This is a genomic window from Pantoea sp. Acro-807 (assembly GCF_011752675.1).
GTDB lineage: Bacteria > Pseudomonadota > Gammaproteobacteria > Enterobacterales > Enterobacteriaceae > Pantoea > Pantoea eucrina.
In genome coordinates, this window is sequence record NZ_VWXE01000006.1 from 91,675 (window position 1) to 105,432 (window position 13,758).

The following is a 13,758-nucleotide window of genomic DNA, read 5'->3' on the forward strand; positions in this document are numbered from 1 at the left end:
CAACCCTGTTGCGCCCGGTTTGCTCACCCGGGGGCGCGCATTATGCCATAGCGCTGTAAGCGCTCACCACAGCCTCTACTGCCTGACTCTCCGGCTCCAGGCCGGAAATTTTTACCAGCGTCTCTGCAACGCCCTGTTCCGCGATCAGCGTGGCCAGCTCCTGCGCCTGCGGATCGGCATCGCTGCGGTAGTGCATCGCGGCTGCGATCCCCTGCACCAGATTATCGTGCGGCAGCTGGTACTCCAGCGTGCCGAGCAGCGGTTTAATCAGGCGATCGCCTGCGCTCAGCTTGCGCAGCGGCTGGCGGCCTACGCGCTCGACGTCATCTTTCAGGTAAGGGTTCTCAAAGCGGGTAAGGATTTTGCTGATGTAAGCCGCATGTTTCTCTGCATCAAAATCGTAGCGCCTGATCAGAACGGCGCCGCTCTCCTGCATGGCCCCCTCAACCACGGCGCGAATGCGGCTATCCAGGATCGCATCGCGAATGGTTACATGACCCGCCAGTTTGCCCAGATAAGCGGTAATAGCGTGGCCGGTATTAAGGGTAAAGAGCTTGCGTTCAACAAACGCCATCAGATTGTCGGTCAGTTCCATGCCAGGGATCGCCGGCAGCGCCCCTTTAAACTGCGTTTTATCAACAATCCATTCGCTGAAGGTCTCAACGGTCACTTCCAGCGGATCGCTGCTGCCCGCTTCAGAAGGCGGGACAATACGATCCACGGCGGAATCGACAAAGCCGACGTGCGCTTCTGCCCAGGCGTGATGCTGCGCCGGCAGCGCCTTCAGCACATGCTGCTTCAGCTGACTGGTGCCGCGCACCATATTTTCGCAGGCGATGATGTTAAGCGGTGCCGTATTACCCCGATCGTGACGGGCGATCAGACCCTGCGCCACGCTGCCGGCAATACGTTCGAGGATCTGCGGTCCGACGGCAGTCGTGACCAGATCGACTTCAGCGATCAGCGCAATGATGTCATCGCTGGTGCTGTTAACGGCGCTGACGCCGGTGACCGTCTCCGTTTTTGCCTGTTCGCCAACAACATGAACCGGATAAGTGTGACGGGCGTTAAGGGCATCCAGCACAACCTGATTGACGTCAGCAAAGACCAGCTCGATGCCGGCATCGGCCAGCAGCTTGCCGATAAATCCGCGACCAATATTGCCTGCTCCAAAATGTAACGCTTTCATAAAATTGACCCATCTCAAATAGCGAAAGGGCGGGCATTTCCGCCCCGGACACAGGGCGGGCCTGCCCGCCCCGGGGAAAAAACTGCTGACTGATTACGCTTTGACGCTGCTGCCTGAGAGCAGATCCAGCACTTCCTGCACGCTGCGGGTCTGCGCCAGTCGTTCAATCACGCTATCATCATCCAGCGCGTTGGTCAGGCTGGTGATCACCTGAATGTGCTCATTGTTGCGGGCCGCAATCCCGATCACCAGGCGCGCCACCTCATCCGGCTCATCGCCAAACTGTACGCCTGCCGGATACTGACAGAACACCACGCCTGTTTTCAGCACGCGATCTTTCGCTTCTACCGTTCCGTGCGGAACCGCAATCGACTCACCCAGATAGGTTGGCGTCAGCTTTTCACGGGCCAGCATCGCCTCAACGTACTCTGGCTGGACATAGCCACCTTTTACCAGCTGCTCACCGGCAAAGCGGATCGCCTGTTCTTTGTTGCTGGCGCTCAGATCGAGGAATACGTTATCCGTCCCGAGCTTAAACAGGTGCGTATTCTCGTTATCAAAGCTGTCTGCCAGCGTTGACTGCACCGTTTCGCGATGCGCCACGCTGCGGTTTACCGTGACCAGTCGCTCGGTCAGGTTGGTGTAGAGCGCGCTATCAAGGAAATTATTCAGCGAGATATGCTGCGCCTGCGGTGCCTGACGCATCGCCCGTTCCGTAAGATCGCGGTGTGTGATCACCAGGTCAACGTCACCCGGCAGCGCATTAATAGCGCTGTTCGTCACCGACACATTCGTGAGGCCCGCATCCTGCACTTTTTTGCGCAGCACGCCGGCACCCATGGCGCTGGAACCCATACCGGCGTCACAGGCAACGATGATTTTACGCACGTGGCTCACGTCTACGCTGTGAGCGTCAGCTACTACCGGCGCGCCTGCCGCCGGCTGGCCTTTAGACTGCGCTTTCATGTCGCGCATACGCTGGGTCGCCGCTTCAATATCTTCGTCTTCTTTCACTTTGCTGGTTTTCAGCAGGATAGAAGAGACAACAAAAGAGACGGCAAAAGCGGCTACGATAGCGGCAACGTTAGCAAAATAGGCGCCTTTTGGCGTCATCGCCAGCACGGCCAGGATAGAACCCGGTGACGCCGGAGAGACCAGGCCGCCATTCAGCAGCGTCAGCGTAAATACGCCGGTCATACCGCCCAGGATCACCGCCAGCAGCAGGCGCGGCGCCATCAGCACATACGGGAAGTAAATCTCATGGATGCCGCCGAGGAAGTGGATAATAGCGGCACCGCCCGCTGACTGTTTGGCGCTGCCGCGACCAAAGATCATATAAGCGACCAGCACGCCCATCCCCGGGCCCGGGTTAGCTTCGATCAGGAAGAAGATCGATTTACCCGCTTCGCTCGCCTGCTGAATACCCAGCGGCGAGAAAATGCCGTGGTTGATGGCGTTGTTAAGGAACAGGATTTTCGCCGGCTCAACGAAAATAGAGGTCAGCGGCAGCAGGTTGTTCTGCACCATCAGGTTAACCCCGGCGGCGAGAATGTGCGACAGCCCCTGCACCAGCGGACCAATAGCCAGGAACGCCAGCAGCGCCAGCAGCATACCGATGATGCCGGCGGAGAAGTTATTCACCAGCATCTCGAAACCGCTTTTGATCTTGCCGTCAACGGCCCGGTCAAACGCGCGGATTGCCCAGCCGCCCAGCGGTCCGGCAAGCATCGCGCCGAGGAACATCGGCATATCGGCACCGACAATGACGCCCATTGTCGTAATGGCACCGACCACGCCACCGCGATCGCCGCCGACCAGACGGCCGCCGGTGAAGCCAATCAGCAGCGGCAGCAGATAGGTGATCATCGGACCGACGAGTTTCGCCAGCGTTTCGTTCGGGATCCATCCGGTTGGAATAAACAGCGCGGTGATGATACCCCATGCGATAAACGCACCGATGTTAGGCATCACCATATTACTCAGAAAGCGACCAAAGCTCTGCACTCTGACCTTGACTGATGAGGACATAAACCCACCCCTTATTGAGACGCGCTGCAATAAGAGCGCGCATTTGTTTTTGTTGAGACGTTACGGCGGGGGCCGTGGCATTACTGTATGCAGGCGGACTCTAGCACTTGTTCAGGAGCGTGCGTAGCGTCCGGAATTAGTGTGATCCATATCACGCAAAAGCGGGGTGAACAGGGGGGGTTAATGTGACTCTTGTCACACAAAAGCGGGATAAAAAAGCAGCGGCGCCGAAAAATTCAGCAAAAAAGCGGGTTTTATGTGATAAGCCTCACTCTTTGGTAGTGCGGGTTTATTGCGGAAGTGTGATTAGCGTCACAAAGAATTTCTGGTCATAATTGCGCCAGATCACAGGCGGGTAGGTAAAGCGGCAGGCCGTTATAAAGCGAAGCGCAGCGAGAACCGGGCAGTGGTAATACTGCCCGTAACCGGCGTTATTGCCAGGAACCCTGTACTGCATTTTGCGCCTGCGTCAGCGCCTGCGCATTTGCAGACAGCTCACTCATCAGCGCATTGTACCGGGTCGCCTGATCCTGCGTCGGGAACTGTACGCCACCATCATTAAAAGTGACGCGTGTTCCCTGCGATTGCAGATAGTCTCCGGTCTGTACAGCGCTCTGGCTCAGCGCCTGCAGCTTAGGCAGCAGCGGGATCAGCGTGCCTGCCGGCTGTGTAACCACTTTTGCATAGGCTGCGTCATACGACTTTTTCAGGTCGTCGGGCTGTTTAAGCGTCGCCTTGCTGCTGTCAGCCTGCATTTTCGCGCTCTGGATCTGCTGCGTCAGAACGCTGAGATTGCCGCTCACCTGACGCAGGGTATCGCGGCGGGTCAGATAATCCTGCGGAACGCGAATCGCTGCCAGCTCATCCACGACCGGACGCATACCCTGTTCCGTGGCCTGACTCACCTGCTGAGAAAAGCCATACAGAATGGCATAGTCACTGGCGTAGTTACCGAAGGTCTGCTTCTGGTTTTCACTCAGTGCCGGCAGATGTTCACCGCTGCGCATCACGGTATTTTGCAGAAAATCGTTAAACGCCTTACGCTGATCGCCCTCTTTGTCACCGCAGGCGGTGAGTTGCAATATGACCAGCGCGCTGGCGAGCAGCATGCCGGTACGCATCCAGATGCGGGAAGTTCCTGACGCCATGTTTCAACTCCTGTCGTGACAAAATGGCAATATGTGAATCGCTGAGAATGGTCCTAAAGAATAGTGCAATGGCCTGGCGTGCACAATGACCGAAGGCGTGCAGTGTGATGCTCTCCGGTCAGCGCGCCCGTGTGGCACAGCAATAGTCAACGATGTGGCAGACCGCTGCCCCATTTCAGCCCCTGACCAGCTAGCAGGCGAAGGAGTGCACGCAGCAGAGGCGGCATAACTCATAACCTTTCCTTTAATATGCATCAGACTGGTGCATCTCTGCTCTATTATTGAGCACAATGCGAACAAAAATGCCGCAGCGGCGGTGCGAAACGTCCGCAGGATGCGAAATGCGGATCTGGCGCTATTTTTGCTTCATTCAGGACAGGGGGCAGAGTGTGACAGACAGCAACTTTTTACCTGACAGGCACTTAAGCGTTACTGCAGGTTTTAGCCATAAGCAAGATGAAAAAATAATCAAAAAACAGACAGCAATTCCTGGATTCTGACCCATACTAAGAAACCCGGCAATTGTTGCATTGCGCTGACATGTTCGCAGTGCCCAGCAGGCTGTGTCCCGTAACGGTTTTATAACTCTAACGTCCAAACCGCTGCGGGATGCAGCCTGATAAAGCCTGGTTTCAGCATCATTTGATGCTTACCTCTCTACTTTCACGTGCTTCATAGTGAGTTTTAAGGAGTTCTCTATGGAATTAAAAGATCCAATGGTTGAATTACTCAGCAGTCTTGAGCAAATTGTTTTGACACGTGATGCTAAGCCTTCCGTATCAGATATTGCACTCAACACGGTGTCAGTTCCCGAGCCACAGCGTTTACGTGAGATGACCGGCATGCAGGTGGATGAGTTCGCCCGCGTGATGGGGGTGAGCGTCTCATCAGTAAAAAGCTGGGAAGCGCAGCGCACGCGCCCCTCCGCTACGGCACGCAAATTGATGAAGCTGCTGCAGGCGAATCCCTATCTGGGACGGCAGCTGCTTGAGTAACCAATTATCGGTTCTCCGAACCCGCCTGCACGGCGGGTTTTTTATTTCAGCGCTTCAAATTTAGCCGCCTGACGGGCGAACCAGCTTTCCGGAACGTTATAGGGGGGCTGCGACAGTTGCTGCAATCCCTGTTTGATATTCTGATGCGCCTGCTGCCAGAGCTGTTTATCGCCCTGCAGCAGTAGCTGAATCTGCACCTGCTTCTCAATCAGATAAACGCGCGCAAAATCCGGGTCAAACTGCACTATCGCGCGGGTATTATCGATAATATCTGCCAGCTTGATCGTCTGCGCTTCGGGTGAGGCGTCCGCCGTATGCCGGAAGTGTGCCAGTTTGCGCGCCGCGCGGTTTCTGGCCTGCGGCTGGGCGCTGTCAGTCAGCATCGCGACCAGGCCGGCTACGCGCTGGCCAAACTGCTGTTCAATATCCTGTAGCGTGCTGGATGTGTCTTCTACCGTATCGTGCAGCCAGGCAGCTGCCAGCATCTCTTCATCATCGGTTACGCTGCGCACCAGTTCAGCCACTGCCTGCGGGTGAACGATATAGGGCTCATCGGTGTATTTACGTCGCTGGCCTGTAGCTGCATGAAGTTCAGTAGCAAAACGACGCGCCTGCTCCTCCAGTGAATCCTGCATCTTCACTCTCCCGTGAAAAGTAGCTTGCAATTATCTAGCGCGCTATCTATATTAATTTGCATGAACAGTAATCAAGATGGCAAAAAAGTGAAGCGGCCGCCACTCCAGGTTGATCAGCATCTCTGTTTCGCGCTCTACTCGGCGAATCTGGCCATGCATAAGGTCTATCGTCAGCAGCTGGCGGCACTCAATATCACCTATCCGCAATACCTGGTGATGCTGGTGCTCTGGGTGCAGGATGATGTCACGGTGTCAGAGATTGGCGAACAGCTGTTTCTTGACTCCGCGACGCTGACGCCGCTGCTTAAGCGGCTGGAAACAGCCGGGCTGGTGCGCCGGCAGCGTTCACGCCAGGATGAACGGCAGGTCGTGGTGACGCTGACCGATGAGGGGCGCGAGCTACAGGCGCGCGCCGCTGCGATTCCGGAAGCGGTGCAGTGTGCGACGGCCTGTGACACCGGGACGATGGCAGCGCTGAAAGAGCAGCTTGATATGCTGCGCACCAATCTGAACCGCGCAGGCTGACTGCGCGGATAGAAAAGCATTTACATCGGCGCGGATAAGTAGCGCGTTATTATATAGCGAACGGAGATAAAGTATGTCTTTAGACAAAGTGGTTTATACAGCTAAAGCAAAAGCAACCGGTGGCCGTGACGGACGTGCAACCTCTTCTGACAACGTCCTGGACGTTAAGCTGGGCGTGCCAAAAGAGATGGGCGGAGCCGGTGGCGAGGCGACTAATCCGGAGCAGCTGTTTGCGGCGGGCTATTCAGCCTGTTTCCTCGGCGCCATGAAATTTGTTGCCGGTCGCGACAAAATCGCGATGCCAAAAGAGGCGTGGATTGAAGGTGAAGTTGGCATCGGCCCGATTCCGACCGGTTTTGGTATCGAAGCTACGCTGAATATCCACCTGCCGGAGATGGATGCTGCAGAAGCTCAAAAGCTGGTCGATGCTGCACACATCGTGTGCCCTTACTCTAATGCTACCCGCGGCAATATCGACGTGACGCTGAATATCATTAATTAAGCACGCACGCGGTTAACCGGGCTCCTGCGGGAGCCTTTTTTATTCACCCGCTTTTAGCCCGCACAAAAAAATCTGGTCTTACCATTGGTTAAATGTTCTACTGCTGCGCTTAACACGGCATCGCAGTTATTTTCGGTTCAGATTCGTCCCGATCCTGCTCGATACGTCACGCTTTTCCATTCTCAAAGCGAACCTTGCTGTCTGAATAGAGTCACAGGAACGGTGATAAATCGACACCGGGTCGGGAACAGAAAATTTAAATGAATTATATCAAAAGTTTAACTCAGCAGAAGCTTTCTCTGCTGCTCGCACTTTATCTTGGCATCCTGCTAAACCTGCCAATTTTTTACCGCCGCTTTGACGGCTTCTTAACCAAATCAACCCCGTCCGACTGGCTTTCTGCTGTTGCTGAAGTCACGGCCGCTGTTTTACTTACCTTTTTCCTGATGCGCCTGCTCTCGCTGGGTGGAAAATGGGCTTACCGCGTGCTGGCCAGTCTGCTGGTAGTGATTTCCGTGGCCGCGGCATATTACATGACCTTCTTTAATGTCGTGATTGGCTACGGCATTGTGGCTTCGGTTATGACAACCGACATCGATCTCTCTAAAGAAGTGATCGGCCTGCATTTTATTGTCTGGATGGTGCTGGTCAGCGCGCTGCCGCTGCTGCTGATCTGGCGCAACCGGCTGCGTATGACGCTGATTGAGCAGCTAAAAACACCGGGACAGCGCCTGAAACCGGTAGCCATTATGCTGCTGAGCGTGGCGCTGGTATGGCTGCCGATCCGCTATTTTGACAAACTGCAGAAAACGCAGGAAGAGATCACGAATATCGATCTGCCCAGCTATGGCGGGGTAGTGGCACACTCTTATCTGCCTTCTAACTGGATTGCTGCTCTGGGGCTGTTTACCTGGACTAAAGTGGATGAAAAGCTGGACAGCGAAGCGCTGTTCGATCCGGCGAAAAACTTTACCTATGTGGCACCGGCAGGCATTGATGACACTTACGTCGTGTTTGTTATCGGTGAAACCACGCGCTGGGATCATATGGGGATGCTGGGCTACGATCGCGATACCACGCCAAAGCTCTCCAAAGAGAAAAACCTGGTGGCGTTCCGCGGTGAGTCCTGCGACACCGCAACCAAGCTCTCGCTGCGCTGCATGTTTGTTCGCGAAGGCGGCACCATGGATAATCCGGGCCGTACTCTGAAAGAGCAGAACGTATTTGCCGTCATGAAAGAGCTGGGTTTTACCTCTGAGCTGTTCGCCATGCAGAGCGAGGTCTGGTTCTATGACAATGCCGATGTGAATAACTTCTCTTTCCGCGAGCAGATCGGCTCTGAAAAGCGTAATCAGGGTAAAGCGGTAGACGACATGCTGCTGGTGCCGGAACTGCAGGCTTCCCTGCAGCGTTTCCCGAAAGGCAAACATCTGGTGGTGCTGCATACCAAAGGCTCACACTATCTTTACTCGCAGCGCTATCCCCGCAGCTTCGCGCGTTATCAGCCTGAGTGCATGGGCGTGGATGATACCTGCAGCAAGGCGCAGTTGATCAACGCTTATGACAACTCTGTTTTGTATGTGGACTCGATGCTCGACAGCGTACTGGATCAGCTGCGTGATAAAAAAGCGCTGGTGTTCTATGCGGCGGACCACGGCGAGTCGATCAGCGAAAATATGCACCTGCACGGCACCCCACGTGAGATGGCGCCGCCTGAGCAGTTCCGCGTGCCGATGATGGTCTGGGCGTCCGATAAATATCTGGACGATCCGGTGAACCGCAGCAACTTTGAGCGACTGCAGGCGCAGCAGCGTGTCGGTAAAACGCATCGTCACGTTGAGCTGTTTGATACCATACTGGGCTGTCTGGGCTACACCTCACCCAATGGCGGTATCAATCCGGCAAACAACTGGTGTCAGGCTCCCGCCGCTAAAGCACAGAGCAATCTCTGACCGGTATGCCCGCGCTGAGATCGCCTTCCCGGCGCGGTTGCCTGCTTTTCAGGCAATCAGGCAGCTTTAAAGGGAAAAGGGATTGACGCTGTAAAGGCGCAGCAGTAATATTCGCCCCCATCGGCGAGTAGCGCAGCTTGGTAGCGCAACTGGTTTGGGACCAGTGGGTCGGAGGTTCGAATCCTCTCTCGCCGACCATCATTTAAGAAACCTGCTTTGCAAAAAGCAGGTTTTTTTCGTCTGTCGTATTTGCACTCTCAGGGTGAAATCCGCGACCGCTCCGTAAAGACGAGGTCCGTCCCTGATCGCCCGTCACACGCCATCCATGGCGTGTGACGCTTTACTCCACGGCCCCGCATTTCACCCTTTATCCGGCTTCGGTGATGACTGAGGATTTACTGGCCTTCCCTGAACCAGACTCACATCCCGGCAGCGATCAAGCAAAGTCATCAATTTACGCGTTCCATTAATCATCACCGGGATAAACCTTATTATTCCTCAACACCGCTCTTCATCACTTGCTGCATCAAAGCACCTCTCTTAATTCGCGACACATTCTGCTTATGACCGGCTTTTGCTTTTTGCTGATTTCTTATGCCATTACGCCAGCATATTTCGCTACCCGAACGTCATAACGCACGGGGAATCGTTCAGATATTCGACGTTTATCGACAATTTTAAAATGTTTTTTAGCGGTGATAATCACTGTTATTTGACGCAAGCGCCAGATAATCCAGCGGTATCGAACGCTTTTTCACCGCCTTATATATCGGTTTCTCTCTCCAGTGCTCTTTTTTATCGTTGCTTGCACTTACTCACACTCTGTGTAAATAACCCCACGTTGTATTGACGTTCGTTGCAACTGTTGACAAATTGATGCCTCAGTAACATGTAGAGACGGACGCATCTGGCTGGTGTATCCCGCCGGGGCAATAACAATAACCGCTCACATTCTGGTCGCTGTCAGACCTGCCCGTACCGCATAAAAAAATCAGAGGACGGGCGATGCACACAACATCACATCACAATGGAGCAAAACATGATGAACTCCCGGGCTAAATCCAGGATGCTGAAGGCCGGTCTCAGCCTGATTGCGATGACCGTCGCTGCCGGTGTTCAGGCGAAGACCCTTGTCTACTGTTCAGAAGGCTCGCCGGAAGGTTTCAACCCGCAGCTCTTTACCTCTGGCACCACCTATGACGCCAGCTCGGTCCCGATTTATAACCGTCTGGTTGAGTTTAAAACCGGCACCACTGAACTGCAGCCAGGCCTGGCTGAAAAGTGGGATGTCAGCGAAGATGGCAAAACCTACACTTTCCACCTGCGCCAGGGCGTGAAGTGGCAGAGCACGAAAGATTTCAAACCAACGCGTGAATTTAACGCCGATGACGTGGTGTTTTCATTTGAGCGCCAGCTCGATAAAAACAATAAATTCCACGGCGTCTCTGGCGGCAGTTACGAATATTTTGAAGGCATGGATATGCCGAAGCTGATCGGCAAAATTGAAAAAGTTGACGATCACACCGTGCGTTTTACCCTGACCCGTCCTGAAGCGCCTTTCCTCGCTGACCTCGGTATGGACTTCGCCTCTATTCTTTCTAAAGAGTATGCGGATAACATGCTGAAAGCAGGCACGCCGGAAAAACTCGATCTGAATCCGGTCGGCACCGGCCCGTTTGTACTGCAGCAGTATCAGAAAGATTCACGCATTCTCTACAAAGCGAACCCGGACTTCTGGGGCACTAAACCAAAAATCGATCGTCTGGTCTTCTCTATTACGCCAGATGCGTCAGTGCGCTACGCCAAGCTGCAGAAGGGCGAGTGCCAGGTGATGCCTTATCCAAACCCGGCTGACATCGCCAGCATGAAGAAAGACAGCAAAATCAATCTGATGGAGCAGCCTGGCCTGAACGTGGGTTATCTCTCATTTAACACAGAGAAAAAGCCGCTGGATAACGCCAAAGTGCGTCAGGCACTGACCATGGCGGTCAACAAGCAGGCGATCATCGATGCGGTCTATCAGGGAGCAGGGCAGGCAGCGAAAAACCTGATCCCGCCAACCATGTGGGGCTATAACGACGAGATCAAAGATTACGCCTACGATCCGGAAAAAGCCAAAGCGCTGCTGAAAGAAGCAGGCATGGCGGATGGCTTCTCTATCGATCTCTGGGCAATGCCGGTGCAGCGTCCATACAACCCGAACGCGCGCCGCATGGCGGAGATGGTTCAGGCGGACTGGGCGAAAATTGGCGTAAAAGCCAAAATTGTTACCTATGAGTGGGGCGAATATCTCAAGCGCGCCAAAGCAGGTGAACACCAGACGGTGATGATGGGCTGGACCGGCGACAATGGCGATCCGGATAACTTCTTTGCCACCCTGTTCAGCTGTGCAGCGGCAAAAGATGGCTCCAACTACTCCCGCTGGTGCTACAAGCCGTTTGAAGATCTGATCCAGCCGGCCCGTGCGGAAGCCGATCACAATAAACGTATTGCGCTCTACAAGCAGGCGCAGGTTGTTATGCACGATCAGGCTCCGGCACTGATCATTGCACACTCGACCGTCTATGAGCCTGTCAGCAAGAAAGTGAGCGGCTATGTGGTTGATCCGTTAGGTAAGCATCACTTCGAAAACGTCGATATTCAGGAATAACCCTTTCGGATTATCACGGTGAGGGCCAGCCTGCTGGCCCTCGGATGCGCTCTTCGCCATCCGTGTCCCGTACTTTTTTCCGGCAAATACTTTTACTGAAGCGCTGCCTGCATCGCGTCCGGCTTTGCCGACCGCGCGTTATGAGCAATGTAGTCCCGCGACGACTTTCCGCTGCGGGAGAATGACTGAGAATCCGGCTTATGCTGCAATTCATACTCCGACGTCTGGGCCTTGTCATCCCGACGTTTATCGGTATTACCCTACTGACCTTTGCGTTTGTTCATCTGATCCCCGGCGACCCGGTGCTGATCATGGCGGGCGAACGCGGTATCTCCCCGGAGCGTCACGCACAGCTGATGGCGCAGTTTGGCCTCGACCAGCCGATGTGGAAGCAGTACATCACCTATATCAACGGGGTGCTGCACGGCGATCTCGGTATCTCTCTGAAGAGCCGCATTCCGGTGTGGGATGAGTTTGTCCCGCGCTTCCAGGCGACGCTGGAGCTGGGCATCTGTGCCATGCTGTTTGCTATCGCCGTGGGTATTCCGGTGGGCGTACTGGCCGCCGTAAAGCGCGGATCGGTTTTCGATCATACCGCCGTGGGGATCTCCCTGACCGGCTACTCCATGCCGATCTTCTGGTGGGGGATCATGCTGATTATGCTGGTATCGGTGCAGCTCAACCTGACGCCGGTCTCTGGCCGGGTCAGCGATACCATCTTCCTTGACGACAGCCATCCCCTGACCGGCTTTATGCTGATCGATACGCTCCTGTGGGGGGAAGAGGGCGACTTCAAAGATGCGGTCATGCATATGATCCTGCCGGCGATTGTGCTGGGCACCATTCCGCTGGCGGTGATTGTGCGTATGACGCGCTCCTCCATGCTGGAGGTGCTGGGCGAGGATTATATCCGCACCGCCCGCGCCAAAGGGCTGACGCGCATGCGGGTTATTGTCGTGCATGCGCTGCGTAATGCGATGCTGCCGGTGGTTACCGTTATCGGTCTGCAGGTCGGTACGCTGCTGGCCGGTGCGATTCTGACCGAGACTATCTTCTCATGGCCGGGTCTGGGCCGCTGGCTGATTGAAGCGCTGCAGCGCCGCGACTATCCGGTAGTGCAGGGCGGCGTGCTGCTGGTTGCCATCCTGATCATTCTGGTCAACCTGCTGGTTGATCTGCTGTATGGCGTGGTTAACCCGCGCATCCGACATAAGAAATAAGGGGGAGCTATGTCTGCTGTTGAACCCGCGCGCGTAACTGCCGCACCAAAGCCGATGACCCCGTTTCAGGAATTCTGGCACTATTTTAAACGTAATAAGGGCGCAGTCATCGGCCTGGTCTACATCACGCTGATGCTGCTGATTGCAATTTTTGCCGATTTTCTGGCACCGCACGGTCCGGCAGAGCAGTTCCGCGATGCGCTGCTGCATCCGCCGGTATGGCAGGAGGGCGGCAGCTGGAGTTATATCCTCGGCACCGATGATGTGGGCCGCGATATTTTGTCACGCCTGATGTTCGGGGCGCGCCTGTCGCTGCTGGTAGGCTGCCTGGTCGTGGTACTGTCACTGATTTTTGGCGTGATTTTTGGCCTGATGGCGGGCTACCTCGGTGGCGTGGTGGATGCCACTATTATGCGTCTGGTCGATATCATGCTGGCGCTGCCCAGCCTGCTGCTGGCGCTGGTGCTGGTAGCCATCTTTGGCCCCTCCATCGTCAACGCTTCGCTGGCGCTGACGTTTGTGGCGCTGCCGCACTACATTCGCCTGACGCGCGCGGCGGTGCTGGTTGAGGTTAACCGCGATTATGTCACCGCTTCAGGCGTGGCAGGTGCGGGAACGCTGCGTCAGATGTTCATCAATATTCTGCCAAACTGCCTGGCTCCGCTGATTGTGCAGGCATCGCTCGGTTTCTCCAACGCCATTCTCGACATGGCGGCGCTGGGCTTTCTCGGAATGGGGGCGCAGCCGCCGACGCCGGAGTGGGGCACCATGCTCTCTGACGTTCTGCAGTATGCGCAAAGTGCCTGGTGGGTAGTGACCTTCCCCGGAGTGGTCATCCTGCTGACGGTTCTGGCATTCAACCTCATGGGCGATGGTTTGCGTGATGCACTCGACCCGAAACTCAAGCAGTAAAG

11 protein-coding genes and 1 tRNA gene are annotated in these 13,758 nt (G+C 55.2%); 8 read left to right on the top strand and 4 right to left on the bottom strand.

Translation table 11 applies throughout. The features are described 5' to 3' along the window. Window positions 1-40: 40 nt before the first annotated feature. The 3 genes from mtlD to F3J39_RS14530 form a co-directional block, all read right to left on the bottom strand. Window positions 41-1,189 carry a mannitol-1-phosphate 5-dehydrogenase gene (mtlD, locus tag F3J39_RS14520; RefSeq protein WP_039381626.1) on the bottom strand — a complete coding sequence of 383 codons (1,149 nt, stop codon included), beginning with the start codon at window positions 1,187-1,189 and terminating at the stop codon, window positions 41-43. Window positions 1,190-1,282: 93 nt separating this feature from the next. Continuing rightward, window positions 1,283-3,217: a PTS mannitol transporter subunit IICBA gene (locus tag F3J39_RS14525; RefSeq protein ID WP_039381628.1), complete on the bottom strand. Its 1,935-nt coding sequence runs from the start codon at window positions 3,215-3,217 to the stop codon at window positions 1,283-1,285. Between the two features lie 431 nt (window positions 3,218-3,648). Further along, entirely contained in the window at window positions 3,649-4,365 is a 717-nt protein-coding gene (locus F3J39_RS14530; RefSeq protein ID WP_071668231.1) for a DUF3053 domain-containing protein, read from the bottom strand. A 698-nt stretch (window positions 4,366-5,063) separates the two neighbouring features. Between F3J39_RS14530 and F3J39_RS14535 the strand changes: the two genes are divergently transcribed. Continuing rightward, entirely contained in the window at window positions 5,064-5,360 is a 297-nt protein-coding gene (locus F3J39_RS14535; RefSeq protein WP_039381633.1) for an HTH-type transcriptional regulator, read from the top strand. A gap of 41 nt (window positions 5,361-5,401) precedes the next feature. Here F3J39_RS14535 and F3J39_RS14540 read toward each other — a convergent pair whose 3' ends face one another. Next, entirely contained in the window at window positions 5,402-5,995 is a 594-nt protein-coding gene (locus tag F3J39_RS14540) for an HD domain-containing protein (RefSeq protein WP_104085869.1), read from the bottom strand. A 60-nt stretch (window positions 5,996-6,055) separates the two neighbouring features. On the opposite strand from F3J39_RS14540, the gene F3J39_RS14545 reads away from it, so the two are divergent. The 7 genes from F3J39_RS14545 to dppC all read left to right on the top strand — a co-directional run bounded on the left by F3J39_RS14545 (window position 6,056) and on the right by dppC (window position 13,756). Continuing rightward, entirely contained in the window at window positions 6,056-6,520 is a 465-nt protein-coding gene (locus F3J39_RS14545) for a MarR family transcriptional regulator (protein WP_071668230.1), read from the top strand. A gap of 73 nt (window positions 6,521-6,593) precedes the next feature. Continuing rightward, window positions 6,594-7,022 (top strand): organic hydroperoxide resistance protein, encoded by a 429-nt coding sequence (locus tag F3J39_RS14550; RefSeq protein ID WP_039381640.1) that lies wholly within the window; start codon window positions 6,594-6,596, stop codon window positions 7,020-7,022. A 260-nt stretch (window positions 7,023-7,282) separates the two neighbouring features. Continuing rightward, window positions 7,283-8,974: a kdo(2)-lipid A phosphoethanolamine 7''-transferase gene (gene eptB, locus F3J39_RS14555; protein WP_094111899.1), complete on the top strand. Its 1,692-nt coding sequence runs from the start codon at window positions 7,283-7,285 to the stop codon at window positions 8,972-8,974. A 121-nt stretch (window positions 8,975-9,095) separates the two neighbouring features. Continuing rightward, a tRNA-Pro gene (locus F3J39_RS14560) sits at window positions 9,096-9,172 on the top strand. 841 nt (window positions 9,173-10,013) lie between these two features. Beyond that, window positions 10,014-11,624, top strand: a complete 1,611-nt coding sequence (gene dppA, locus F3J39_RS14565) for a dipeptide ABC transporter periplasmic-binding protein DppA (protein WP_039381644.1) — start codon at window positions 10,014-10,016, stop codon at window positions 11,622-11,624. A gap of 200 nt (window positions 11,625-11,824) precedes the next feature. Further along, complete coding sequence (gene dppB / locus F3J39_RS14570) at window positions 11,825-12,844, top strand: dipeptide ABC transporter permease DppB (RefSeq protein WP_039381648.1); 1,020 nt, start codon at window positions 11,825-11,827, stop codon at window positions 12,842-12,844. Between the two features lie 9 nt (window positions 12,845-12,853). Next, window positions 12,854-13,756: a dipeptide ABC transporter permease DppC gene (gene dppC, locus F3J39_RS14575; protein WP_039381650.1), complete on the top strand. Its 903-nt coding sequence runs from the start codon at window positions 12,854-12,856 to the stop codon at window positions 13,754-13,756. Window positions 13,757-13,758 lie beyond the last annotated feature (2 nt).

What these genes read in the sequence shown, in the direction of transcription:
- mtlD (WP_039381626.1), bottom strand. Translation starts at nt 1,189, where the DNA reads ATGAAAGCGTTACATTTTGGAGCAGGCAATATTGGTCGCGGATTTATC.
- F3J39_RS14525 (WP_039381628.1), bottom strand. Translation starts at nt 3,217, where the DNA reads ATGTCCTCATCAGTCAAGGTCAGAGTGCAGAGCTTTGGTCGCTTTCTG.
- F3J39_RS14530 (WP_071668231.1), bottom strand. Translation starts at nt 4,365, where the DNA reads ATGGCGTCAGGAACTTCCCGCATCTGGATGCGTACCGGCATGCTGCTC.
- F3J39_RS14535 (WP_039381633.1), top strand. Translation starts at nt 5,064, where the DNA reads ATGGAATTAAAAGATCCAATGGTTGAATTACTCAGCAGTCTTGAGCAA.
- F3J39_RS14540 (WP_104085869.1), bottom strand. Translation starts at nt 5,995, where the DNA reads ATGCAGGATTCACTGGAGGAGCAGGCGCGTCGTTTTGCTACTGAACTT.
- F3J39_RS14545 (WP_071668230.1), top strand. Translation starts at nt 6,056, where the DNA reads ATGAACAGTAATCAAGATGGCAAAAAAGTGAAGCGGCCGCCACTCCAG.
- F3J39_RS14550 (WP_039381640.1), top strand. Translation starts at nt 6,594, where the DNA reads ATGTCTTTAGACAAAGTGGTTTATACAGCTAAAGCAAAAGCAACCGGT.
- eptB (WP_094111899.1), top strand. Translation starts at nt 7,283, where the DNA reads ATGAATTATATCAAAAGTTTAACTCAGCAGAAGCTTTCTCTGCTGCTC.
- dppA (WP_039381644.1), top strand. Translation starts at nt 10,014, where the DNA reads ATGATGAACTCCCGGGCTAAATCCAGGATGCTGAAGGCCGGTCTCAGC.
- dppB (WP_039381648.1), top strand. Translation starts at nt 11,825, where the DNA reads ATGCTGCAATTCATACTCCGACGTCTGGGCCTTGTCATCCCGACGTTT.
- dppC (WP_039381650.1), top strand. Translation starts at nt 12,854, where the DNA reads ATGTCTGCTGTTGAACCCGCGCGCGTAACTGCCGCACCAAAGCCGATG.